Source organism: Duganella sp. Root198D2, from assembly GCF_001428585.1.
In the GTDB taxonomy this organism is placed as follows: Bacteria; Pseudomonadota; Gammaproteobacteria; order Burkholderiales; family Burkholderiaceae_D; genus Rugamonas.
Genome location: NZ_LMIC01000023.1, coordinates 44,025 through 68,557, shown reverse-complemented (window position 1 = coordinate 68,557; position 24,533 = coordinate 44,025). Strand labels below are relative to the sequence as shown.

General features: G+C 60.5%; 16 protein-coding genes and 1 pseudogene. 6 read left to right on the top strand and 11 right to left on the bottom strand.

What is annotated here, in order from left to right:
* Positions 1–11: 11 nt before the first annotated feature.
* The 8 genes from ASE26_RS18110 to ASE26_RS18075 all read right to left on the bottom strand — a co-directional run bounded on the left by ASE26_RS18110 (position 12) and on the right by ASE26_RS18075 (position 10,962).
* Complete coding sequence (locus ASE26_RS18110; protein WP_057246671.1) at positions 12–1,172, bottom strand: zinc-dependent alcohol dehydrogenase; 1,161 nt, start codon at positions 1,170–1,172, stop codon at positions 12–14.
* A 15-nt stretch (positions 1,173–1,187) separates the two neighbouring features.
* On the bottom strand, positions 1,188–2,042 hold the full coding sequence (locus ASE26_RS18105; RefSeq protein ID WP_229208176.1) for an SMP-30/gluconolactonase/LRE family protein: 855 nt from the start codon (positions 2,040–2,042) through the stop codon (positions 1,188–1,190).
* Positions 2,026–3,093: an aldose epimerase family protein gene (locus tag ASE26_RS18100; RefSeq protein WP_082591403.1), complete on the bottom strand. Its 1,068-nt coding sequence runs from the start codon at positions 3,091–3,093 to the stop codon at positions 2,026–2,028. Before ASE26_RS18100 ends, ASE26_RS18105 begins: the two co-directional genes overlap by 17 nt.
* 52 nt (positions 3,094–3,145) lie before the next feature.
* The gene (locus ASE26_RS18095; RefSeq protein ID WP_055924031.1) at positions 3,146–4,042 is read right to left on the bottom strand and encodes a 2-dehydro-3-deoxygalactonokinase; all 897 of its coding nucleotides are present in this window, start codon (positions 4,040–4,042) and stop codon (positions 3,146–3,148) included.
* Entirely contained in the window at positions 4,036–5,184 is a 1,149-nt protein-coding gene (gene dgoD, locus ASE26_RS18090) for a galactonate dehydratase (RefSeq protein WP_055924034.1), read from the bottom strand. The genes ASE26_RS18095 and dgoD overlap by 7 nt, the downstream gene beginning before the upstream one ends.
* 68 nt (positions 5,185–5,252) lie before the next feature.
* Positions 5,253–7,868: an FAD-dependent oxidoreductase gene (locus ASE26_RS18085; protein ID WP_057246668.1), complete on the bottom strand. Its 2,616-nt coding sequence runs from the start codon at positions 7,866–7,868 to the stop codon at positions 5,253–5,255.
* 48 nt (positions 7,869–7,916) lie between these two features.
* A complete protein-coding gene (locus tag ASE26_RS18080; protein WP_055924038.1) occupies positions 7,917–9,671 on the bottom strand; it encodes a glycoside hydrolase family 2 protein in 1,755 nt (584 codons plus the stop codon).
* A 199-nt stretch (positions 9,672–9,870) separates the two neighbouring features.
* Positions 9,871–10,962: a mechanosensitive ion channel family protein gene (locus ASE26_RS18075; protein ID WP_055924041.1), complete on the bottom strand. Its 1,092-nt coding sequence runs from the start codon at positions 10,960–10,962 to the stop codon at positions 9,871–9,873.
* 118 nt (positions 10,963–11,080) lie between these two features.
* Between ASE26_RS18075 and ASE26_RS18070 the strand changes: the two genes are divergently transcribed.
* From ASE26_RS18070 to ASE26_RS31865, 4 genes and pseudogenes are all read left to right on the top strand, one after another.
* Positions 11,081–13,312: a family 1 glycosylhydrolase gene (locus ASE26_RS18070; RefSeq protein WP_055924044.1), complete on the top strand. Its 2,232-nt coding sequence runs from the start codon at positions 11,081–11,083 to the stop codon at positions 13,310–13,312.
* Positions 13,313–13,432: 120 nt separating this feature from the next.
* A complete protein-coding gene (locus tag ASE26_RS18065) occupies positions 13,433–16,072 on the top strand; it encodes a discoidin domain-containing protein (protein WP_057246667.1) in 2,640 nt (879 codons plus the stop codon).
* Between the two features lie 359 nt (positions 16,073–16,431).
* Positions 16,432–17,439: pseudogene (locus ASE26_RS31870) on the top strand (beta-L-arabinofuranosidase domain-containing protein); the annotation flags it as partial.
* A gap of 89 nt (positions 17,440–17,528) precedes the next feature.
* The gene (locus tag ASE26_RS31865) at positions 17,529–18,404 is read left to right on the top strand and encodes a beta-L-arabinofuranosidase domain-containing protein (RefSeq protein WP_055924053.1); all 876 of its coding nucleotides are present in this window, start codon (positions 17,529–17,531) and stop codon (positions 18,402–18,404) included.
* 49 nt (positions 18,405–18,453) lie between these two features.
* On the opposite strand, the gene ASE26_RS31220 is transcribed toward ASE26_RS31865, so the two are convergent.
* On the bottom strand, positions 18,454–19,455 hold the full coding sequence (locus ASE26_RS31220; RefSeq protein ID WP_200953737.1) for a PHB depolymerase family esterase: 1,002 nt from the start codon (positions 19,453–19,455) through the stop codon (positions 18,454–18,456).
* 499 nt (positions 19,456–19,954) lie between these two features.
* Between ASE26_RS31220 and ASE26_RS18045 the strand changes: the two genes are divergently transcribed.
* Entirely contained in the window at positions 19,955–21,022 is a 1,068-nt protein-coding gene (locus tag ASE26_RS18045; RefSeq protein WP_055924059.1) for an OmpA family protein, read from the top strand.
* A gap of 779 nt (positions 21,023–21,801) precedes the next feature.
* Here the strand turns inward: ASE26_RS18045 and ASE26_RS18040 are convergent.
* Entirely contained in the window at positions 21,802–22,122 is a 321-nt protein-coding gene (locus ASE26_RS18040; RefSeq protein WP_156397809.1) for a hypothetical protein, read from the bottom strand.
* A gap of 350 nt (positions 22,123–22,472) precedes the next feature.
* Here ASE26_RS18040 and ASE26_RS18035 point away from each other — a divergent pair, with 350 nt between their 5' ends.
* Positions 22,473–22,682 (top strand): cold-shock protein, encoded by a 210-nt coding sequence (locus ASE26_RS18035; protein ID WP_055924064.1) that lies wholly within the window; start codon positions 22,473–22,475, stop codon positions 22,680–22,682.
* A gap of 1,386 nt (positions 22,683–24,068) precedes the next feature.
* Here ASE26_RS18035 and ASE26_RS18030 read toward each other — a convergent pair.
* Positions 24,069–24,287, bottom strand: a complete 219-nt coding sequence (locus ASE26_RS18030) for a hypothetical protein (protein ID WP_055924067.1) — start codon at positions 24,285–24,287, stop codon at positions 24,069–24,071.
* Between the last annotated feature and the right edge of the window lie 246 nt (positions 24,288–24,533).

Genomic DNA, 24,533 nt, shown 5'->3' with positions numbered 1-24,533 from the left:
TCCTGGCGCCCTCATGGCCGAAGAACGACTTTACGGCAGGCGTCGCGCTTCTCATCGAACATCCGGTATCCCTCGCTGGCCTCGAGAAGCGGCAATCTGTGCGAAATGATGACATCCGGGCTGAGCTTTCCCTGTTCAATGAACGTCAACAGCTCGGGCATGTGGCGCTGGACGTGGGTTTGGCCAGTTTTGAATCCAATGCCCTTTTCGAACACATCTCCAAACAGAAAGCCGTGAATGAATCCGGAGTAGACGCCCGGCACGCTAACGGTTCCGCCTCGCCGCACCGCGGCGATGCACTGGCGCAGGGCTTTTCCGCTACTCCCTTCGAGCTTGAGCGCCGCCAGCGTTGTTTCGAGCGCACTACCTTTCGCCTCGAATCCCACGGCGTCGACCACGGCGTCAACGCCGCGGCGGCTCGTGTGTTCGATGATGTATTCCGCTGCGTCCACCTGATCGAAATTGACGGGAATGATGTTGTAGGTCGTGCGTGCGAACTCCAGCCGGTAAGGATGGTGATCCACCATGAAGATCGTTTCCACGCCCAGCATGCGGGCGCACGCCGCGGCCATCTGTCCGACCGGCCCGGCGCCAAAGATCGCCAGCGATGACCCGGCGCCAACCCCGGCGTTCAACACCGCCTGGTAGCCGGTTGGCAGGATGTCACTCAGGAACAGGACTTTTTCGTCCTCCAGCGTATCCGGAATTCTGATCGGGCCGACATTGGCTTTGGGCACCCGCACATATTCCGCCTGCCCTCCCGGCACACCGCCATACAGGTGACTGAAGCCGAACAATGCCGCCCCTGGACGGAGCGACTTCTTGTTCATGATGGCGCCACGGTCCGGATTGGTGGTTTCACACGCCGAATAGAGGTGCATGTCGCAGAAGAAGCAGCTCCCGCAGGCGATCACGAAAGGCACCACCACCCGGTCCCCCTTTTGCAACCGCGTGACATCCGGTCCGGCATCCACCACGGCACCCATGAATTCATGGCCCATGATGTCGCCCTCCTTCATTCCCGGTACTTTGCCCCGGTAGAGGTGCAAGTCCGAGCCGCAGATCGCGGTGGCGCTTACTTGAAGGATGACGTCATCAGGCTCCTGGATGACAGGATCCGGGACGGTGTCGACTTTTACATCATGGGCTCCATGATAGACCAGCGCTCGCATATGAACCTCCTTCAATTAGCTGCCAAAGCGCGATTCGGGCAAACCAACGGTATCCGCCACGCGCACCGAGAACACGCCACCGGCATCGCGCTCATGCACCAATAAATCCACGAGCGCAGTGGTGACGTACAACTGGTCCAGCCCTGGGCCGCCAAACGCCGGGCACGTTGGCTGGCTGACCGGCACAGCGATGGCGCGGTCGACAATTCCGTCCGGCCGATAGCGCACGATGCGGCCGGCGCCCCACTCCGCATTCCAGACGCAGCCATCGGCGTCCACGGTTGAACCATCGGGCTCACCGCAGCCGGGGGGCAGGCAGGCGAATTCCCGCTCACCTGAAAGCTCATCGCCGTAGTCGCAGCAGCAGATGACCCCGGCCAGCGAGTCGCAGAAATACATAAGCCGGCCGTCCGGGCTAAAGCAGATGCTGTTCGCAATGGCCACCGGTTTCAAGGGAAGGCATTCGAGCCGCAAATCGTGCCCAAGCCGGTAGAAACGGCCGATCGGCGCCCGTCCCAACGCTTCGTTCATGGTGCCGAATACAAACCGCCCCTGCCTGTCGCAGCGGCCGTCATTGAGCCTGACCTCGGGACTGCCGCCATCCACTTCCACGATGGTCAGGATGGCCGCTTCAGGCAGGTTGAACCAGGCCAGCCGCCTTTCCAGGCCAAGCAATATACGGTCATCGTTGTGCGTCAGGGCAAACGAGGCAAGGCGTTCAGGCATCACCCATGTCTGGACAGCTCCGCTGGACGGCGTGAAGCAGCATAAGACGCGTCCCAAAATGTCGGTCCACCATAGCCGCTGCGTCCGGTCGCACCAGAGCGCGCACTCACCCAGCGCGTTTTGCGCGTCAACCACCAGTTCCATGATTTCCTCCTGCATCCACGACGTATAGCGTCGACATTGCACAAGGTTCGCCTGGACGGCACACCATGCCTGGAAATGACGGCTGGTTGGGCGCGTCCGGGAACTGCTGCGGCTCCAGGCAAAGACCCGCATGCGGTCCGAATCTCCTGCCTTGGCCACCCGCTGAGGCATCGAGGTACTGTCCGCTATAGAACTGCAAGCCCGGACAATCGGTATAGATCCGCAGCCGGCGCCCCGACGCCGGGTCGCGCAGCCAGGCCTGCGGGCCGGGAATTGCCCCAAGAACGAAATTGTGGTCATAGCCGCGCGCGAGCATCAGTTGGCGGTCGTCGGTGCCAAGGCTGCTTCCGATGCAGCGCGCAAGCCGGAAGTCGAATGGGCCGCCAGTCACAGGCTCCGCACGTCCGACGGGAATCAGGTCGTCACGCACCGGCAAATACAGGTCGGCATCGATCCAGAGCAGGTGCGACAGCACATCGCCCCGGCCGGCAACGTTGAAGTAGCTGTGCTGGCTGATGCTGACCGGCGTCGCCTGGTCCGATGCCGCCTGGTAGGTACAACGCAAGGCACCCGAGGCCAGCAGCTCGTAGGTAACCATCACCAGCAGATTGCCCGGATAGCCCTCTTCCCCGGCAGGACTCAGCCGATACATGATGAGCCGTGCCAGTTCGTTTTCGACATGGAAGCCTGTTTGCCACATCTGCTTGTGAAAGCCGGCAGCACCTCCATGCAGGTGGTGCATGCCCTCATTTCGGCCCAACTGATGCACTTTGCCATCCAGGGCGAAACGTCCGCCAGCGATGCGATTGGCAAATCGTCCGACCAGTGCGCCCATATAGCTTGCGTCGGTTTCATATTCCCGCACTGTGTCAAAGCCCAATACCAGATCGACCGGTTCTTCCGAAGATACGGCCAGTGTCCAGCGCCGGATGATGCAGCCATAGTCGAGCACCCGGAGCAGCATCCCTGTGCCGTTATCCAGGGTGAATTCGGTGACAGGCCGGCCATCGGCCAATTCGCCGAATCGAGACTGGGAGACGGATGGCTTCATCCTTCCCTCCAGGCGGCCAGCTGCTCCACCCGCCAGTGCCTTTCTTCGATGTTCATGGTGCGATCGCCTCCGCGAATCGTGCCAGGGCAGCGCAATAGGCCTGGTCTGGATCAATCAGCCGCGTGGAGTAGCCCAGCGCGTGGGCAACCTGGAGATATGGGGCATTCAGCCCGGCCGATGCGATCAGGCGCAGTAGCGGCAATTCATCCCTGTCGCATGCGGCGCGTGCCGCGAACTCGGCCCCGATCAGCAGGCCACTGACGTAGGATGCGGTGCCGGAAGCGTCAGCATCGCCGGACACCACGCGAGCCCGCGCTTCAAACAGCGTGTGCGACAGCGTCTCGCCATCCTGCGCACGGTCGGCCCCTTTGCATAGCGCGGCCTGGTCATCGCTACCGCCCATCAAGGGCGCCAGCGTTCCCCCGCTGCGCATGGCCGCGTACAATTCACCCGTGATGTAAGTCGACAATCGCCTGATGACGCCTTCGCGGAGTTCGACCCACTTGCTATGGGTGCCTGGCAGGACATACCAGCCGTCGCCGTGCTGAAGGGCCAAGGCACCCAGTAGCTGGGTCTCTTCGCCCCGCATCACATCAACGGAACCATCCCCGCGGTGGCAATAACCGGGGACGATGAAGCAGCCCGGCGCTGTGTTTACCGGCACCAGCGTCTCAGGCAGGCGGTTCAGCGCGACGCTACTGTCCAAATAGGCTACCTCCTGCCAGCCCAGGGCGCTGCCCGCCATACCGGACAACACGACCGGAACTTGCGCGTCGATGCCGAGATGATGGCGCAGCGCCTGGAGCGACTCAGGAAAGTGCCCCTGCACGGCGAGCGCACCTTGGGCGTCCTCATGCCTATGCAAACAGTGTCCGCCGGCGCCGACGACATAAGCGCGCCGGTTGCTGCTACCCCAATCGATACCCAACAGGCAGGCTGGCGCTACCATTCCGCCACGCTGCCATCGGGGTGGCGCCACAGCGGATTGCGCCAATCCCGCGCGCTGCGGCTAGCCTCAATGACCCGCTCTTGGTTGATATCGACGCCCAAACCCGGCAATGGCAGCGGCTTGATGTAGCCGCCATCCATGCGGAAGTCGTCGGCGTTGTGTACATAGTCCAGCAACTCCGCGCCCCGGTTGTAATGGATACCCATGCTCTGCTCCTGCAGTACGGCGTTGTAGGAAACGAAGTCGACCTGCAAACAGGCGGCCAGTGCCACGGGGCCGAGCGGGCAGTGCGGTGCCAGCGCCACGTCGTAGGCCTCGGCCATGGCCGCAATGCGCAGGCACTCGCTGATGCCGCCGGCGTGCGACAGGTCGGGCTGCAGGACAGCGAGCCCGCCCTGCTCCAGTACATGCTTGAACTCGAACCGTGAATACATGCGCTCACCTGCTGCCAGGGGGATGCTGGTCATATCCGACAGCCGGCGGTAATACTCGGCCTGTTCCGCCAGCACGGGCTCTTCGACGAACAAAGGCCGATATGGTTCCAGGGCCCGCAACAGCGGCTTCGCCATTGGCCATGCAACACGGCCGTGGAAGTCGATGCCGAACTCGATGTCGTATCCGAACACCGAGCGGATGCCCGCGATGCGTTCGACGGCGGCGTCTACCGCCTTCGCACTATCGAGCATTGCCAGTTCTTCAGTTCCATTCATTTTGAACGTATTCAGGCCCAGCGCCTGCAGGGTCCGGATCCCGGCGACGACCTCCGCCGGCCGGTCACCGCCGACCCAGCTGTAAATTTTCATCCGCTCACGCACCAGCCCACCCAGCAACTGGTACACCGGAACTCCCAGCGCCTTGCCCTTGATATCCCATAACGCCTGGTCGATGCCGGCAATGGCGCTCATGAATACCGCACCGCCGCGATAGAATCCGCCGCGGTACAGCACCTGCCAGATGTCGTTAATGCGTGCCGGGTCGCGCCCGACCAGCAATTCGCCCAGCTCTTGCACAGCGGTCTCAACGGTGCGGGCACGGCCCTCTATCACCGGCTCGCCCCAGCCGACAATGCCCTCGTCCGTGTCGATCCTGAGGAACATCCAGCGCGGCGGCACCCGGTAAGTGCTCAGTCGTGTGATCTTCATGTCCACCTCGCATCAACGATGAATCCCTGACCGCTACACATGGGGCCGTTCTCCGGCGTCGGCGCTCCTCATGACGCGCGCGGGGCAACCCGGCTATGTTCTCGCGTGACCTGCTCGGCTGCCCGCTTTCCTGCAAGGAACGCATGGTCGGAGTTGTAGTACTCCCATTCACTGTAACGGCCAGCCAGATGAATGTCATGCCCGGCCAGCCAGGTCCGCACCGTCGCTACGTTTTCGGCCCGCTGGTGGTCGTAGACAACATAGGCCACAGGCATGTCGATCTGGTTTGCGACCAGCACCTGGTCGTCAGCGCTGATGAAGCCGACTTTGATGGCGTCGTCAATACAGCGCTGGATCAGTGCTTGGCCGTCCAGTGGAAGCGGCTTGAGCGGTGAGTATGAGATCTCGCAGGTGAAGCCAAAGCCGCCCGGAGCATTGCATTCGGGGCTGGCATTGCCTTGCACGAAGATGCGATGAAATATCGTGTCTTCTGGATAGTAGATCCAATGCTTGTCTGTCACATCACTGCGCGCGATGCCGATATTTACACAACGTATCGAGATGTGACGCAGCCCCCGTGCGGCCTGCCGCACCGCCGGTGGCGCTGCATCGCCAATCAGTTTGACCAGTTCCGGCAATGGCATCGTGCTGACCAGTTTTTCGTACTGGAATCGGCGGCCGTCTGCCAGCGTTACCCGGTGTTCCTCTGGCAGCACCTGCGCCACTTCGGCATTGAGCTCAATTTTTCCGCGAATCAGGGGCAGGAAGCCATTCATCAACGACTGGAAGCCGCCGCGCTTCGGATAGCCAAAACGGGCGTTGGGGCCCATCGGCCTGGGCACCGGCCGCAGCGCGCCTTCAACAATCTCCGCGAGGTTCGGCAATGGCACGCGGCCGCCCAGCCAGGAAGTTTCCATTTCACTGAGCGGCACCGTCCAGAGCTTGCGGTTATACGGGATGGCAAAGTGTTTCGCGATCCCGGCGCCCCACACCTTGTAGATAAAGTCCTCGAAGCTTTGCGTCTTCTCCTTGCGAGCCGTATCACTGGCCCGCGCCGCTTCGCTACCACCATCAGCGCAACAATCTTCCACGTGCTGGCTTGCGCAGGATGGTGCCTCGGCGCCATCCCCGTAGCGGGCCTCGATGGCACCGAGGATACATTCCTTGATGACTTCAGGTGGCAGGCCATTCAGGGAGGCCTGGAACGGATAGCGTGTATACACCTCTTTGCTGTAGACCCACGCTTCGCGCATCTGCCAGTGCTGGTTCTCGCCCAGCAGTTTGTCGTACAGCTCCAGCACGTAAGGGTCATTGGAAAACATGATGTGCCCGGCATGATCAAAGGTGAAACCGCCGTCCTGGATTGAGCGGCACCAGCCGCCAACGCTGCCATTTCGCTCCAGGAGCAAATTATCGGTGCCTACGTGATATGCCGCCGACAGTCCAGTCGGCCCGCCCCCAATAACGATGCTGCCGTAGAGCGGTATACCTGGAGATGCACGCAGCGGATTGATCTTGCCGGGCGCATCGGATTGGCCCGCTTCCCCGTTGTCGCCGGCGCTTTTACGTGTCAGCCGCGCGGCCTTGCCGCCTGGTGGTGTACCGGCAATCAGTTGCTGCATGCGGTCGGCTGTGGCATCCCATGAGGTGCGCGCCACCACCTCCCGCATCGAAGCGCCCATCCTGGAAGTCTGCTCCGGTGTCTGCGCCAGCGCGGCTTCGCAATGGGCGATGAATTGCTTGTGGTCGTGACCAATTGCAACAATCGTCCCGTAAGGGTCCTCCACATCGCGGATCGCCGTGCTGACGATTGGCAGCTCCGCCGCCATGTACTCCAGGACTTTGGTCGGGCTGATGAAACGCGTTGCTTCGTTCAATGCGAACGGCAGCAGGCAAACGTCCCATCCGGCCAGGAATTGCGGAAGATCCTGATAGGACTGCTGACCGAAATAGTGCACGTTCTGCCGCTGCGGCAGCGCAGCAGGATCGATCTTGACCACAGGCCCCACCAGCACCACCTGCCATTCCGGGTGCGCATCGGCGATGTCGGCAATCAGGCCGGCATCGAAGCGCTCGTCGATAACACCAAAGAATCCCAGCCGCGGATGCGGGACGCCGCGTTGAAGCGCATGTCCATTGCTGCGGTCAAGCGCCTGCGCAAAATGCGCCGCCTCGACACTGCTCGGGAAGCAATGCGCATTGTCATGGCGCGTTCGCTTTGCTTCATACAAGCTCGGTCCGCCCGTGAACACCAGGTCGGCAATATTGAGCAAGGCACTCTCGCGCTGAAGCAGCTGCTTGGGCGGATTCTTGAATGCGCTCAGCTCATCCATGCAATCGTAGATCACCAGCGAAGGGTGCAGGCCCTGCAGCAATGGCAGCGCCATCGGCGTATAAAACCATACCAGCACCTCTTCGCCAGCCGGTGCCAGCTCCGCCACCAGCGGCTGCAGGAGGGGGAGCTGGTCGTCATGGAAGCCTGGCGCATGGGATGGCGTATGCGGCTGGCAAACTGTCAGGTTAGGCGAAGCTTGCGAAAATACCATGCGCCCCTCGCCTGCCTCGTACACCGGCTCTTCGACGAACATGACCTTGTAATGCTTCGCCAGGCGCGTGAGCAGGTGCTGCGGACGCTGGAAAACAAAGTCCCAGCGCAGGTGGCAGAAGACGATCAGGGTTTGCATGGTGCTCTCCTCGAGGCAAAGGCTGTCAGCCAGCCGGATTGATTGGCGCTACATCAGGTTGCGCGTCGCCGCGCTGATCTGTTCCAGCGGGACCTTCGGCGTGCGGTCCGCGTTCAGCAGGCCATTCGTTTCCTGGAACGTGTCGGCAAATTGCGTGTAGCAAAAACCGCTGAACATGACCGTCTCGTTCACCACCTTCAACAAGGCGCGGTAATGATCGAGGAAGGCTGCGGGAGTGTTCTGCCGCGAATAGCCCCAGGTATGGTGGGGCGGCGCGTTCGGATCGAACGCAATGCCGCCGAACTCAGTCAGCACAATGGGCTGGCCGCGGTGCGGAAAGCCATCCAGGGTGAGGATGCGGCCACCCGGGCGGCGCTGGTCGAATAATGTGCGGACCGGGTCCGTGACTTCGTAGCGCTGGCGCACCTTGTCGGGGTCCGGATCATAGTCGTGGATGCCAAGGATGTCCGTGGCCGAGGCCTCCCAGCCATCGTTGCCGATCACCGGCCTGGTCGGGTCGAGCATGCGTGTCAGGTGGTACAGTGCCTCCACGGCATTGCGATGCGCCTGCACCGCCGTCAGATTCGGCACGCCCCATGATTCGTTGAACGGCACCCAGACAATCAGGCTGGGGTGGCTGTAGTCGCGCTCAATGGCTTCCGTCCATTCACGCACCAGCCGCGTCATGGCCCGCGCCGTGAAGGCGTAAGCGGACGGCATTTCCTCCCATACCAGCAGGCCCAGGCGGTCCGCCCAATACAGGTAGCGCGGATCCTCGATCTTCTGGTGCTTGCGGACGCCGTTAAAGCCCATTGCCTTGGCCAGCTCGACATCGCGCCGCAAATCGTCGTCCGAAGGCGCCGTCATCAGGCTGTCCGTCCAGTAACCCTGATCGAGTACCAGGCGCAACTGATAGGGCCGGCCATTGAGCATGAAACGGTCGCGGTTGATTGATACCGAGCGCATGGCGGCATACGAGCGCACACGATCAAGAATGCGATCGCCGCTGTACAGGGTCAGTTCCGCATCAAGCAAGGTTGGCCGTTCAGGGCTCCACAGGATCTCGTTGCGGGAATCGTCAATACCAGGGTCCGACAGTGCGATCTTGCGGTTGGCCTCCTGCCCAACCAGCATGTAGCGGTCGGCCGCCAGCAGTTTTTCACCTTGCCAGATCTTGACCTCAACCGCCAGTGCGGGGCAGGCGTCACCGGCGGCCAGCACCTCGCAGCCCAGCTCATAGCCGTCGAAAATGGGCGTCCAGCGCAAGCGGCGGATATAGGTCGCCGCGACATTCTCCAGCCAGACGGATTGCCAGATCCCCGTCGTACGCGGATACCAGATCGAATGCGGTTCACGTTGCCAGTCCTGCTTGCCCCGTGGCTTGGCCAGGTCGGCCGGATCGTCTTCGACATACACCACCAGCGTTTGTTCGCCGTCGACCAGTTCATCCGTGATGTCGGCAGTGAATGATGTATGGCCGCCCTCGTGTTCGGCAACCATATGGTTGTTGATCCACACGCGCGCCTGGTAATCCACGGCGCCAAAGTGGAGCAAGGTGCGAGGCCCGCGCTCCTCAACCGTGAAACGGCAGCGGTACCAGCATGCAGAATGGAAGTCCGTATCGCCGATTCCACTTGCAACGGATTCTGGCGCAAACGGCACCGTGATCCGTCGCGACCATGGGATGCGGTCGGACGGCAAGCTGAATTGATGCTCGTCATCAAATTCGAAGTCCCACTCGCCGTTCAAGGACTGCCATTGCTCGCGCACCAGCTGCGGCCTTGGATATTCGAACTGGCCCATTTTCTCCCCTGCCCGATTTGTTTTTTCGTTGGGCCATCGTAACAGCGCATCTACCTCAGTGCGCTCACGATACGAACGGGAAAAATGTTTGAAAAATGGCAGCTAGCCCGATGCCGTATGAGCCAACGCGACGCTGGTGCAATCCCGACCACACCTTCCTGGCGTCGGTCCACCTCGAACTGAGCGCCCAGCCGGCTGCTCAGTGGACCGGATTGGCGCGGGTCGCTTCCGGTCCTGCTGCGGGCAGCATTTCAGCGGCCGCCGGCGCCATCATCAAGCGCATGGGAATGGCCAGCTCGATGCCGTGCTCGGCCAGCGCGCCCACCACCCGCAGGTAGATTGCCTGCTGGGTGTCCATGAAGACGAAGTAGTCGGGCGACTTGATCCAGTAGACGGTTTCGAAGTCGAACGACCACTCGCCAAGGCCCGAAAAATGCGAGCGTTCGAAGGTCGCCGTCTGCTCCTGGGCCAGCACGGCGTCCTTCAGTAGCCGCGGAATCTCGCGCAACTGCTGTTCCGCCGTACCGTGACGCACCCGCAGGATGAATGCGGCACGCCGCGTGTGCATGCGCGTCTGGTTCAGGATGCGGGCCTTCAGGATGTCGCCGTTGGAAAAAATGATCTGGTCGCCGCCCAGGCCGCGCAAGCGCGTGGTCTTCAAGCCGATGTATTCAACCGTGCCCAGCTTGTCGTCCACAATGATGAAGTCGCCGACGACGAAGGGTTTGTCCAGCACGATGGAAAGCGAGGCAAACAGGTCGCCCAGGATGTTCTGCACCGCCAGCGCCACTGCGATGCCGCTGATGCCGAGGCTGGCCACCAGCGTCGTGATATTGAAGCCCAGGTTGTCCAGTACCATGAGGGTAAAGACGACCCAGACCACCAGGCGCAATACGAAGTCGATGATCGCAGCGGAGGTGGCAGAGGCGCCTTTCTCGTCGCGCGCACGGTAATGGCCGCGCCACGAGCGCAGCAGGCTGTCGGCCCAGACTCCGCCCTGCAGCAGCAGGGTGGTGGCCGTGATGCGCCACATCCAGGTCTGCTGCTTCGGCGGCAAGTCGAGCATCTGGCTCCCCAGCCACGCCCCGCCCACCGCTATGGTCAGCAACCAGGTCTTGCGCAGCGCGCGCACCAGCCAATCGTCAATCGCCGTATGGGTATATGCGGCGATCACCGCCAGGCGCCGCACAGCCAGGCATTTCACCAGGTACAGCACGGCCGCCGCCGCTGCCATCACGGCCAGCGCCGTGCCCCATTCTTCGACCGAATTTCCGAGAAAGGTATAACGCATCCGCGCAGTGTAGCGAAGCGGGGCCGGTGACTGCGCACGCATGACTACCGGCAAGGTTGCGCCAGCCAGTGGAAAAGTTCGGGATACTTTCGCCACCTCGACTCGCAAGCCCAGAACAATGTCAACAAACAAGCCAACCACCGTAGAACTGTGGGGCGGACTGGAAGGCACCGTCAACCGCGTAGCCGACCAATACTTCAGCCAGATTGAGCGCAACGGCCACGACCGGCGCGAGGACGACCTGGACCGCTTTGCGGCGCTGGGTATTCGCGCGCTACGCTACCCCGTGCTGTGGGAGCGGGTGGCGCCGAATGGCCTGGCCAGTGCCGACTGGACCCAGCCGGACAAGCGATTGCCGGTCTTGCAGGCGCTGGGTGTCACCCCGATTGTGGGCCTGGTGCATCACGGCAGTGGCCCCTTGCATACCAGCCTGGTGGATCCGGCCTTCGCCGAGCAGCTGGCCGGCTACGCGGGCGCGGTGGCGCAGCGCTATCCCTGGATCCAGTACTACACGCCCGTCAACGAACCCTTGACGACGGCACGCTTTTGCGGCCTCTACGGACTGTGGTATCCGCACGGGCGCGACGACAAGACTTTCCTGCGCGCCCTGCTCCATCAATGCCAAGGCACCGTGCTGGCGATGCGCGCCATCCGTGCCGTCAATCCGCACGCCAAGCTGATCCAGACCGATGACCTCGGTAAGACTTATAGCACGCCAGAGCTGTCCGACTGGGCGGACTTCTATAATGATCGCCGCTGGCTGGCCTGGGACCTGCTGTGCGGGCGCGTCAACCAGGAACATGCCTTGTGGCCCTACCTCACCGAACGCGGCGGACTCAGCGCGCAAGAGCTGCTGTGGTTCAGCGAGAACCCGTGCCCGCCCGACATCATCGGCTTGAACTACTACATCACCAGCGAACGCTGGCTCGATCACCGCGCCGAGCGCTATCCGCAGCGCTACGTAGGCGCAGACGGTTTTGCCGACATCGAAACAGCGCGTGCCCTGGCCGTTCCCACGCCAGGCATTGGACCGCTGCTCGACGAAGTATGGGAACGCTACAAGCTGCCAATGGCCGTGACCGAAGCCCATATCGACGCCAACCGGGAAGACCAGCTGCGCTGGCTGCTCGAAGTGTGGAACGCGGCCGAGGAAGCAAGCCGGCGCGGCGCGGACGTGCGCGCCGTGACGGTATGGTCGCTGCTGGGTTCTTTCGATTGGAATTGCCTGGTAACCGAGTGCAGCGGGTATTACGAAACGGGCGCCTTCGACCTGCGCGCACCGCTTCCGCGCCCTACCGCCTTGGCCACAATGATGCGCGAGCTGGCCACCGGCCGCCCGCTATCGAGCCCGGTCTTGCAAGGCGCCGGCTGGTGGCGCCGCCCCGGCCGTTTTCTCTGCCCGCCGGCGGCCAGCAGCACCAGCCTGGCAGCCCTGCCAGCCGAACGCCAGGTCCCGCAGCGCCCCGCACAGCCGATCCTGATCAGCGGCGCCACCGGCACGCTGGGATCGGCGTTTGCGCGCATCTGCGAGCAACGCAACCTGTCGTACCGCGTCCTGACGCGCCAGGAGATGGACATTGCCGATCCAGCTTCGGTGGAGGCAGCCATCCGGCTCTACCAGCCCTGGGCCATCATCAATGCCGGCGGCTATGTGCGTGTACACCAGGCCGAGCAGGAGCAAGCCCGCTGCCTGCGCGAAAATACACACGGTGCGGCCGTGCTGGCCGTCGCCTGTGCGCGCCACGCCTTGCGCCTGCTTGGATTTTCCAGCGACCTGGTGTTCGACGGCGGCAAGGGCGCGCCCTACGTGGAAAGCGATCGTACAGCGCCGCTGAATGTCTATGGGCGCAGCAAGGCGGAGGCCGAGCAACGCATGCTGTCCATCCACCCCGGCACACTTGTTGTGCGCACCAGCGCCTTCTTCGGACCATGGGACCGCCACAACTTTGTAACAAACGCGCTGCAGGCGCTGGCCGCCGGCGAGCGCTTCGCCGCAGCCGACGACGTGATCGTCTCACCCACGTATGTACCGGACCTGGTCCAGACCTGCCTCGATCTCCTGATCGACCAGGAAAGCGGCATCTGGCATCTGTCCAACGGCGAAGCGCTCAGTTGGCACCAGCTGGCGCAGCGCGTCTGCCTGATGGCCGACGTCGGCACAGACGAACTGGAAGCCTGCGCAGCCGTTACCTTCGACGGCCACGCCGCACAGCCGCGCTTCTCGGCTCTGGGCAGCGAACGCGGCATCCTGATGCCGACGCTGGATGACGCCCTCGCGCGCTACGTACTCGCCGCCAACAGCCTGCGCGAATCGGGCGCTGCGCAGAAGGCTCACTACGGCGGCAGCTGACCTGGCGCCTTGACCGCCCTGGTCAATTTCATTATGCCAGTTGGGAATATTCATAATTGCCAAGACAGGCTGTCGCACCGACAATTGCCGCCAGGCAACATTAATCGTTGGAAGGATGGCATGAAAAATTATAAGATGCGAACGATCGCCCTGTCGATTTTCGCAGCGAGTCTCGCCGCGGGCTGTGGCGGCGGCTTCGAAGAAGCCACCAGTACGACTGCACCAGACAACAGCAGCAACACCCGCAACACACCGGCTGCAAACGGCACTGGCAGCACGCCTGGCACTGGCAGCACGCCTGGCGCTGGCGGCGCGCCTGACACCGGCGGCGCTCCCGGCACTGGCACCACGACCGGGGCTGACACGACGCCCGGCGCTGGCGGCACGCCTGGCGGCGGCACGGCGGCCCGCGTTTTCAACCACCCCGGCGCCCCGCTCACCCGTTCTGACCTCAACACGCTCAAGGCCTACGTCGACCAGGGCCGGCAACCATGGAAGTCCGCCTACGAGCAGCTGGCAAACGAAGGCAGGTCCAAGCTCACCTATGCCATGCAGGGGCCGTACGCGACAGTCGGTCGCGCGCCCGACGTGAATCTATGGGCATGGCGCAGCGACATGATGGCGGTCTGGAATCTCTCGCGCATGTGGCATTTCACCGGCAACGACGAATACGCAAAGAAGGCGCGCCAGATCCTCATGGCCTGGGCGACTACCCAGGTCGAGTTTTCCGGCCGCGAGTCCATGCTCGACCTGGGCGACTACGCCTATATGTTCGTGGGCGGTGCCGACATCCTGCGCGGCACGTGGCCGGGCTGGACGGAAGCCGACACTGCCACAATGAAGAAATACTTCAAGAATGTCCTGATCCCGGCATCGAACCCCTATGGCGAAAACCAGTTTGGCGCCGCCAACAAGGGCGCATTGGCAATGGTTGCCCTCGGTTTGATGTCCATCTTCAACGACGATGCAGCGGCGGTGGACAAGGTTGTGTACCAGGTGCGCACGCTGGCCCACATCGGACTGCGCAATTCCAACGATATCGGCATGCTCGGCGACTCCCTGCGCGACCAGGGCCACTTCCATGGGCAGCTCAAATCGCTGATCATGCTCGCCGAGGCACTCTGGAAGCAAGGCATCGACATCTATTCCGATTTCGACGACCGGCTGCTGGCAGCTGGTGAATATTTCGCGCGGGTCAACGAACTCGTGCCGACCACTGCACTCCCGTTTGGCACCACCGATGCCTATTACATCGCTGACGGAACCAACCGCGGCTGGGACGGCTGGGGTGGCGGTAACGTCCTGCTCAACCAGATCCATGCCGCCTACGCCATCCGCAAGGGCGTGCAGGCACCATTTATCGCACAACGGCGCCTCTGGATGCCGGTGGACGGCAACAGCTTCATGTTCTTGAAGGACGCCGACACCTCCGTCGCGGCGCCGGCGCCACAGCTTGCCATTCCATCGACCGCCTCGCTGACAACGGGTTTGAGCAGCATTGACCTCGGCGGCGCCATCCCAAGCGGGTCCGCCAGCTATGCCGCCGGCAAATGGACTGTGACGGGCGGCGGAGCAGAGATTTGGGGCACTAACGACAGTTGCTACTTCGCCTACAAGGCTCTGGTCGGCGACGGCGCCATCATCGCCAAGGTTGAATCGGTCCAGAACACCGGCCCGTCTGCAAAGGCGGGGGTGATGATCCGCACCAGCCTTGACCAAGGCGCCCCGCGTGCGTGGATGGCCATCGCCAGTCGCGGCGCCGCCGAGCAGAATATGCGGAATCTTACAGCCTATGGCGGCAGCAATTACGCGAACAAAGTCCTTCCTATTGCGAACACTGCGGCCTCCTATTGGGTCAAGCTCGAGCGCATCGGCAACGTCATCACCGGCTACCTGTCTCCGGATGGCACCAACTGGGCCGCCACCGACGTCGGCCGGATTGACGGCCCCCTGCCGAATACCATCTACGCAGGCCTGGTAGTCTCTTCGACGGTCAACGGCACACCTAACAGCTCGATCTTCAGCAACGTGCAGATCACTGGAGGAGACGGCAATGCCCCGAGCGTGATCCCGGCAGCGCCGGCAGCGCTGCTGGCCTCGCCGGGCGATGGCGCTGTTCCCCTGCGCTGGCAGCGCTCATCCGGCGCTACGCGCTACGTGGTCAAGCGCGCCAAGTCCAGCGGCGGCCCCTATACTGCCATCGCAACAGATGTCAAGGGCGGCAGCTACACGGACAAATCGGTGGCCAACGGCACCACCTACTACTACACCGTCGCAGCGGCAAACTCCGCCGGCGTTGGCGCCGATTCCCCCGAGGACTCGGCCACACCGTTCCACCCGATGGTCAATGTCGCCGCCGGCGGCACTGCCAACGACAGTGCGAACAATGCCGACAACGCCAAGCGCGCCTTCGACCATAACTCGGCGACGCAATGGTTCTACAAAGGTGTGCAGGGTTGGCTGCAATATGACCTCGGGCATACGGAGACAGTCCAGAGCTACACCGTCATCAGTTCCAACGACCAGGTTCCGCGCGATCCGAAGGACTGGGAGCTCCAGGGTTCCAACGACGGCGTGGCCTGGCAAACACTCGACGCGCAAAGCAATCAGGTGTTCGGCCGACGCTTCGCGCCGAAGAACTACCCTGTCTCCCGGCCCGGTGCCTATCGCTACTACCGGCTCAACATCACGGCCAATAACGGCGACGCCACCTTTACCGACCTCGCGGAATTCGGTCTGTTCGCGTCCAAGCCGCAGTGAAAACCGCGTGCGGCCCGGCCTTGTAAGTCGTTAATGAAAGTTAACGATTGCATTGCCGGGCTGCCCCCCCACACTGCCCTGCATGCGGGTCACCACCCAAGGTGAAATCGCGTGCTTTCTTTGGGCGCAGGCAGTGCAAATCACATCCGCGGTTTGATTTCTGGCGAACAGCGTTTGGCGGAACGTTAAACGCTCGAGCAAAATCGTTCTCGCCACCGGCAATTTTCATAATTGCCTTATCGCGCATCGCGTCGCAAAAATAGCCGCACTCGCGCCCTCATCCCCATACAGCACTATCCCGGAGCCTGGCAGAAGAGTAATTCCCACCTTGGCAATCCCATTTCACGAAAGGCGTTCCAATGTCCTTCACCCGGCGATCGATGCTCAAAGCCACGCTCGCGGCGCTGCCGGCGCATTGCGCCGCCCGCGACCTTGGCCAACTTGTACCTTCCGTGCCGGCCCCTGTTCCTGTTGATGCGGCGCACGCCTTCCTCGCGACCCAGGTGCGCTTGCTGCCGGGAAGTCCGTTTTACATACGGCAGGAGCTGCAGCGCAAAGGAGTGCTGGCCTCTTATGATCCCGACAAGTTACTTTATCCCTATCGCGCCCTGGCCAAACTTCCCCAAAAAGAAGGCATCGCAAGCGGCTATGACGGTTGGGATAGTGGTTTTCTGCGCGGGCACATGACGGGGCACTATTTGTCCGCCGCTTCGCGCATGGCGGCGGCTACCGGCAGCACGCTGTTTCGCGACCGGGTGAACTACCTGGTGGGTGAGCTCTCCAAATGCCAGGGCAGCCTGGATCTGGATGGTTACCTGGCGGCTTTTCCCACAGCTGCATTTGACCAGCTTGAAGGTAAGCCTGGGGCCGATGCGGAGGGCATCTTGGTGCCTTATTACACGGTCCAGAAGATTATGTCGGGCCTCCTCGACGCCCATGCCTATGTCGGGAACCAGCAGGCGCTCAAGGTAGCTAGCCGGATGGCAGACTACTTTGGGAAGCGGCTCGCAGCGCTTGATGCCGCACAGATTGACAGGTTGTTCCGCACGGACGGCAGCCGCAATCCGCAAAACGAATTTGGTGCGATGAGTGACGTTCTGGCGGAACTCTTCAAAATCGACAACGATCCCCGGCATCTCGCCGCCGCCCGTAGGTTCAATCGCGCATGGTTTGTCGGCCCGCTTGCCGCGGGCGAAGATCGGCTGGGCGGCGTACACGCCAATACGCACGTCGCGCAAGCAGTGGGCTTGGCAAACTGTGCTAACGCCAATGGCAACCCGCTGGAACTGAAGGCCTCCGAAAATTTCTGGCGGCTGGTTGTGCACAAGCATTCGTTCACCAACGGAGGCAACTCATTTAACGAATGGTTCGACAAACCCGGCGTCGAGGCCGGCCCGTCAATCGATGACCACAAGTCTTGTCCCCGACTACGGCCGAAACCTGCAACACCCACAACATGCTCAAGCTCACCACCAGGCTTTTCGAGCGCAACCGCCGCGCGGAGCTCGCTGACTATTACGAGCGCGCCTTGTATAACCACGTGCTGGCTTCGGTGGCGCCCGATTCGGGCGCCGTGACGTACTTCACGCCGCTCCATGGCGACTTTCGCACCTATCTTAACGGCAGTTTTTGCTGTAACGGCACCGGTATTGAAAACACCGCACGCTACAACGAAGGAATTTACTTTCGCAAGGATGATACGCTCTGGGTGAACCTGTATATCCCATCAGAGCTCAACTGGCCGGAAGCCGGGATGCTTTTGCGGCAGGAAGGGGATATCGCGCGCGGTGACCCGGTGCGCTTGACGGTGCTCAAAACTGGCGCCCATGCCATTACCCTCAATTTGCGAATCCCAGCATGGATCGCCAAACCGGCTGCATTGAGCATCAATGGGAAGCCGCAAGCGGTGGACGCGAAGCCCGCAAGCTATATCTCGTTAAGTCGGCAATGGAAAGCCGGCGACGTCATCGATCTTACGCTCCCGGTGGGGCTGCGGCTGGAGCAAGCCAGGGACGCATCTTCGATGGTCTCCATATTCCATGGTCCCCTATTGCTGGCTGGTGAACTTGGCAAGGACAAAATGCCCGGTAGCGACGTGGGCGACAAGGATGCCTTCCTGAAGATCGCTGCGGCGCCGGTTCCCAATCTCGTCAGCACGTCCGGCAATCCGGCCGATTGGCTCGCTCCGGTTCCCGGCGATCCGTCCGCGTTCAGAATCAAGGACGCTGGTCCGGCAACCGGAATTGTCGTTCGGCCGTTATTTGACCTGCATCACCAACGCTATTCCGTTTATTGGCACCTTCGCAAAGAGACGTTCCGAGACCGTCCATAGCTGGCACACAAAAGAACGGCGGCCGAAGCTGCCGTTTAGCGTTGTTCGACTACTTGAACCGTTCAAAGAAGGCCTTGGACTCCTGCGCCGAGAAATTGGGATACCAGTGGCCGCCTGTCTCGGTACCGCACCAAATCACGGGCTTGCCGCTGTCGCAGCCCTGGTACTCTACGCAGCCGTTACTGCCCACTGGAACCGTGTTGGCACTACAGCTATTACGTTTAAGGAAAAGATCGCGCGCCTCCATCCCCGCTGAATAAGGCACTACGTTATCGTCTTTGGCGTGAATGAACATGGCCGCCACCTTATTGGAAGAACTGGCACAGCCACTCCAGAGCGAACCGGCCATCGGCACGATCGCTCGCACCACGTCGCCCATCTGGCATCCGATGGCGTTGGACATCATGCCACCAAAGCTGAAACCGGTAGCGAAAACACGCTGGGTGTCGGTGCACGCGCCCTGCTGTACCTCGCTGATCATCGCGCGCAGAAAGCGAATGTCACGGTCACCGGTGTTGGCCCAACCCTTATCCAGGCCTTCCGGAGCAACAAAGATGGCATTGTCGCCGTACAGATTCTTCAGACCGAAAAAGCCGCTCCAACCGTAGACATCGGCAGCGCTGCCATCACGCCAGTGCAACCCGATGATCAAAGGATAGGCCTTGTTACGGTCATAGTTGGCCGGCATCTCGATCCAGTAGCTGCGCGAAGTACTGTCGCTGGTGAGCGAATGCATGCCGGTGGCCAGCTTGGAACCACTGCCACAGCCCGCAGGGCTCGCAGGCGGCACGACGACGGGGGGTATGACGGGGGTTGACGGCGCAGCGCCCAACGCCGGTGTGGAACCCAACGCTGGGATTGGTGCGGAAGGGTTGGCGGAGCTTGCCCCCCCGCCGCAGGCAACGAGCGCGGTGGAAAGCAGCGCGGCCCATACATATCTCATATCTTTTCCTTGTTTGATTAAAATTTGCCCCAGCACACACCGTGACAGCCATGGGATGCAGAGGACCGGGATCTGCTGCAGCAGAAAGAAGACGGCACGACGTCGCATCAAAGATCGGATCTGTGACCAGACACGATCAGGGAAGCTCGTCCAGTTCGGTCGTGCTAACGAGGAACAAGGCGATCAGGGCAAAGCTGCGCGGTGCATCAAAACCTTCCATGCGCGGTAAGAAACCGATTATCTGTGCGCGCGTCGGCGCCTCCTCTACTCGTTTTTCGCGCTCGATTCTAACGGCGGCGATCGCGGCAGTCTTTTATGTTTTTCGCCAATAGCCGACATGTTTTTGAGTTGCCGAAATCATCGCTGGCGAACTTCTGGGCTAGCGAGCCCCAGCCGGTCAGCTGCCACGCCATATGGGTCGGCGCGCAAGTGGATGACACGACTGATAGCGGCGTCGAACTGAGGTAGAACCTTCAATTTCAGCAGACTCCGCGGCATCGTTAAATAGTCGCTCCGATTACCGACGAATCCGCGGGCTGAGCGGTATAAAATTGCCATCGTTGCAATTTACATCCATGCTTTGCCGTTCTCTGAGAAAGGATCAACCTTGAAACTGCTGTCCTCCCATCTGGCACGCCGCATCTTCTCCACCGCACTCTGTCTATCCGCCTTCGCATTCACCACTACCGCTTCTGCCGGTCCGAATTGGGCAATCGACGTCGCCGGTGGCCAGGATCATCCCCTGCTCCAGCGCTACAACAATTCCTGGATGATGGCCTACAAGAAGATCAACTTCGACCAGGCGACTTTTCCCGGCAAGCTGGGCCTGAACAGCAACAATGATTTCATCGCGCCGATCACCGTGGAAGGCCAGATCACCCGCATGGTTTATTTCGCCCCGCTCGGCAAGACACCGCTGGAAGTTCATCGAAACTACGAACAGGCATTGAAGGCAGCTGGATTCAAGGCCAGCATCAGCTGCACGCCACGCGATAAAGATTGCGAGTACATGCGCTTCGGTTTAAACGATCGTTACCGAGCCATGAAGGAAGCCGACTTCAATGCGAACCGGGATCGTCAGGCTGACGGCTCCGCGCTCGATCGACAGATGGGCTCGCTGGGCGGTTCGAATATGCTTGGCACCGATGACCTTTATTTCACATACGGCACCCTGGCCAAAAACGGTGCCACCGTCCACGTGATGCTAAATTCGGGCAAAGTCCACAACACTGAATTCACCACGACCTACATCGAGATTGCCGAACCTAAAGCGATGGAGGGCGGCCAGGTTACCGTCAATGCAGATGGCTTGAAGTCTGCCTTGCAGTCGAGCGGCAAGATCGCCCTGTACGGCATCTACTTTGACACCGGCAAGGCGGACATCAAAGCAGTTGAATCCAAAACCCAGCTGGACGAAATGGCGAAACTCCTGAAGACCCAGCCCGCACTCAAGGTGTACATCGTCGGCCATACGGATAACCAGGGCAACCTGGACGCCAACCAGGCGCTGTCACAGCAACGTGCACAGGCGGTGGTCTCAGCGTTAGCCAAGCAATACCAGATTCCTGCAACTCGCCTTGCGAGCAAAGGCGTCGCCAGCCTGGCCCCCGTCGCTTCGAACGCAGACGAAACTGGACGAGCCATGAACCGCCGGGTGGAACTCGTAGTGCAGTAATCACACCATCACTCCGCGTTGCTGATCGTATTCGCCCGTCACCGCAGCTCACGTTCCAGGGTGCACGGGCGCTTCCACTTACGGCCCCACCGGTTCGTCGCGAAAAAGTCCGGTGCAGCTTTCTTATGCGCCAGCAGCGCGCGAGCGTTTAACTACCCAACCCGGGGCCGTTCCCGGACGGTGAAGGCCAGGAGGTTTCGTCCACTTTCACTTAGCCGCCCAAGCGCTCGTACGCTGGCCGCGCCATCGCCTGGTCACATGAGTTCAACAAAAAGCTGTCGCCAATCGAGTTTGAAAAGCGGCATTCTCAGAGGCTTCGGGGCGTCCAGGATAGCGGTGGCGATTCAGTAAAGCTAGCGGCCCGCCGGTCACCGAGAGCCGTTGGGTGGTCCGCACAGAGGCTCGGGTTAGGTAGCTGGCACTTCGCGGGTTTATGGTCTCAGAATTTTTCCGACGAGCCGAGGATGACTTGGCGAAATTTTTCGAGCATTTCGGCGCGACTCTCAGTGGCCTGCTCAATGCTGTGGCGGAGGAGGAAGATGCCGCTGTAATAGCAAGAACCGATGCTGAAAAATCCACATGGGTTCCCGCGAATTCCTGCCTAAGATAGCGCTTATTACTGCTGGCGCATCTTCTCCGCCTTTTTGATTTTTTTGTCCGCTTTCTTTTCCTTCGGAGTTTTTACTGGTTCCTTTTTCGGGGATTTCTTCGCGTCTTGGCTTTTACTCATCATTTTCTCCAGTTAAAGTTTGCCTCGCCTGCCATTTGCTATCGTAGAATTAATGGATAGAGCATCCGCGTAGCGTTGGCAGCGGCTGAAGGGCAACTGCAACTTCGCCTTCGGGCTCTTCTTCAGTCTTCCATTGGATCCATCCGAGTACTTCGGCGATGCTCACTAAGCCGCTATGCAAAGCCGCTCGCGCCGCATGGTATTCGGACATCTCGGACTCAGCCTGAGTTGGCGCTGCAGGCATGGTAAGGCCTACTGCGCGAATCTTTGCTTCTAGAACTTCCAGATCGTCTGTCAACGCGGAGTGAAGCACATGCAGAGCTGTCTCTACATCCTCGACGTCGTAGGCTTCTCGATCGTATATTTCCATGTCGTTTCCAGGCTCCTGATTTATGTACTTGGCTGGAAATTGGTATGAGCAGAGGCGTAACTCCTCTAGTCTCGCCAGCAAGATACAGCAATTTTGGAAAAGCTGCCTACGGAGTTCGGATGTGATTGCGATAAGTAGCATCTGAAGTCGCAGCCGCGAAAAATAATCCGAAAAACAAAGGTGACAGTGCGAAAACCGTGTATATTGAATCCCGCACTACATCAAGTCGCCGTTATTGTTGGTCTTTCTCTCCCGTCTCGCCTATTGGCGGTCCTGTTTGATTTCCTCTCATTGCCCTCTTGGTCGAACGTGCGATTCGGGCGCTTGCCCATCATCTAAAAGGAACGAAAATGACTACTCAAACTGGCACCGTAAAATGGTTTAATGACTCCAAAGGCTTCGGCTTCATCACACCTGACGCAGGCGGCGGCGATCTCTTTGCCCATTTCCAGGACATTCAATCGCAAGGATTCAAAAGCCTGGCCGAAAACCAGCGCGTTTCCTTCGTGCGCTCGACCGGTCCCAAAGGTGACAAAGCCGGAGAGATCCGCGCAATTTAAGCCGTTGATCTGGCGGAAGCATGCGCCGTGCAGATAGCCCGGGTGTGTCGCCGCTACGTGCTACCGACTAGAAAAAAACGGATTTACGTTCAACGTAAATCCGTTTTTTTCTGGGCCGTCCGAAATCTGCGTGCCAAGGCCCTGCCGCCAAGGAGTGTCTGCGCAAGCGCCTGCTGTCGCTGTCCGCAGATAGCTTTGCTGATACCGCAGACTTTGCGCCCGCGGACAGGTCCCTTCTCACGGCTCCCTCCTGGGTGAGGACCGCTGGTCAGTCTTGCATTAGCATGAATATTGGAGCGGCTGTCTACAAAATACTATGTGCCGGAAAACGCTCACTTCGCACCCAAAAAGAACTTAGACCTTGGCCGCAAGGGGTATAGTCTAAGTTATGTTTACGAGCGCCATCGCGTGTTCCCTGTATTTATCGAGAGCCAGCGGCGTACGATTCCCCAGTGAATAGGAACCCAGATGGACAGCGCGCAATTCAACGGAGCGCCGCCGCTTGCCAACGCGGCCCTGGGCATTTGGTTCGAAGGCCGCAGCTTCCACTACCAACAGTATCGCTCCGGACACATTGAGAGATGCTATTGCTTACGCCAAGGTAGACCAGCGCCGGCCCGACTACCAGTCGATGCCATTGCCCTGTGCCGGGAGCAACAGACGGGCCCCGCCAGCGAAGAGTTCGAGATCAATGAAACTTATCATCGTCTACGCGCATGGAACCTCTCGGTACAAAGAGTTCCACTACGATTTCCTCGAGCAGGCACTCGCTTGCGCGCAACGTCTGTCAACGCCCCCCTCAATCGCACAGGCAGCCCGGCTGGCGTCCCATGATTGAACGGCAACGACGCACTGATGAGGTGACCGCAAACGCCGTCGCCCGTGGACTCAATATCTTGGCCGTGCGCAATGCCAGTCTGGCTCGACGCTACATGGAATTTAAACATGTGCCCGCTCGGGTGATCGCGCGCGTTCTTACGCAACCCGCGTTACGCAGGCGAGAAAGTGCAGAGCAATCCCTTTCGGAAGCAATCACACCGAACAAGCATCCGGCAAGCTGACGTGCCATCCACGAGCGCAGGCGCCGCGGCCTGCATTAGCCGCGGTCCATAGCGACATGAGCTTCAGTGGGTGCGCCGAATTGTCCCGCGCATTCCGGCCCTTTAGGAGCGTCGAGATGGCGGAAGGTAATTCGACCCTTGTCCATAGTTCGTAAGCGGACAGCTTCAAGGACACATCACCGGCTAGAATGCCGATAAGGTTTTTCATGCGGCCTCAGAATAGGCAATCAGCCGAACGCCGCTCTCCAGTTCAACGCGGTGACGCCGTCCGCCGAGACTTCCTGGATCATGCCCTGCATATCGATGAGGCTTTCTTTAGCCAAGTTCAGAGCCGTTGCACCATGTGAATCCGCGTAGCGCGCCCGCCAACAACCGACTCATCCAATTGATAAGCAACAAGCTTATGCTCGAGGGATCCTGCTGGCTGCACCTCAACGAAGTCCCCGATATCTGCCAAGAGATCGTGGCCACCCGCATCCGGCCTGATTTGACCAATGCCTTTCAATCTGCTGAACCAATGAATTGTTCCCGTATGTGTGATCATGCTGCTCCTTGCTATAGACGAACGGAGCCACTTCTCAAGTAGAGCCAGTGGTCGAGAATCAGACAGGAGTGGCGAAGCGGCCTCAACAGGAAGGAGACAGGACGGTGACAAAGTACCGAAATGGATGCGCTACTGTACAGCAGTTCACAGCGATCACCTAAGGAAAATGACATGTCACTGATGAAGCAGTCAAAATTACCTGGGATTCGGCTAACGATGGCGCATGACTACCAAGTTCAGATACCG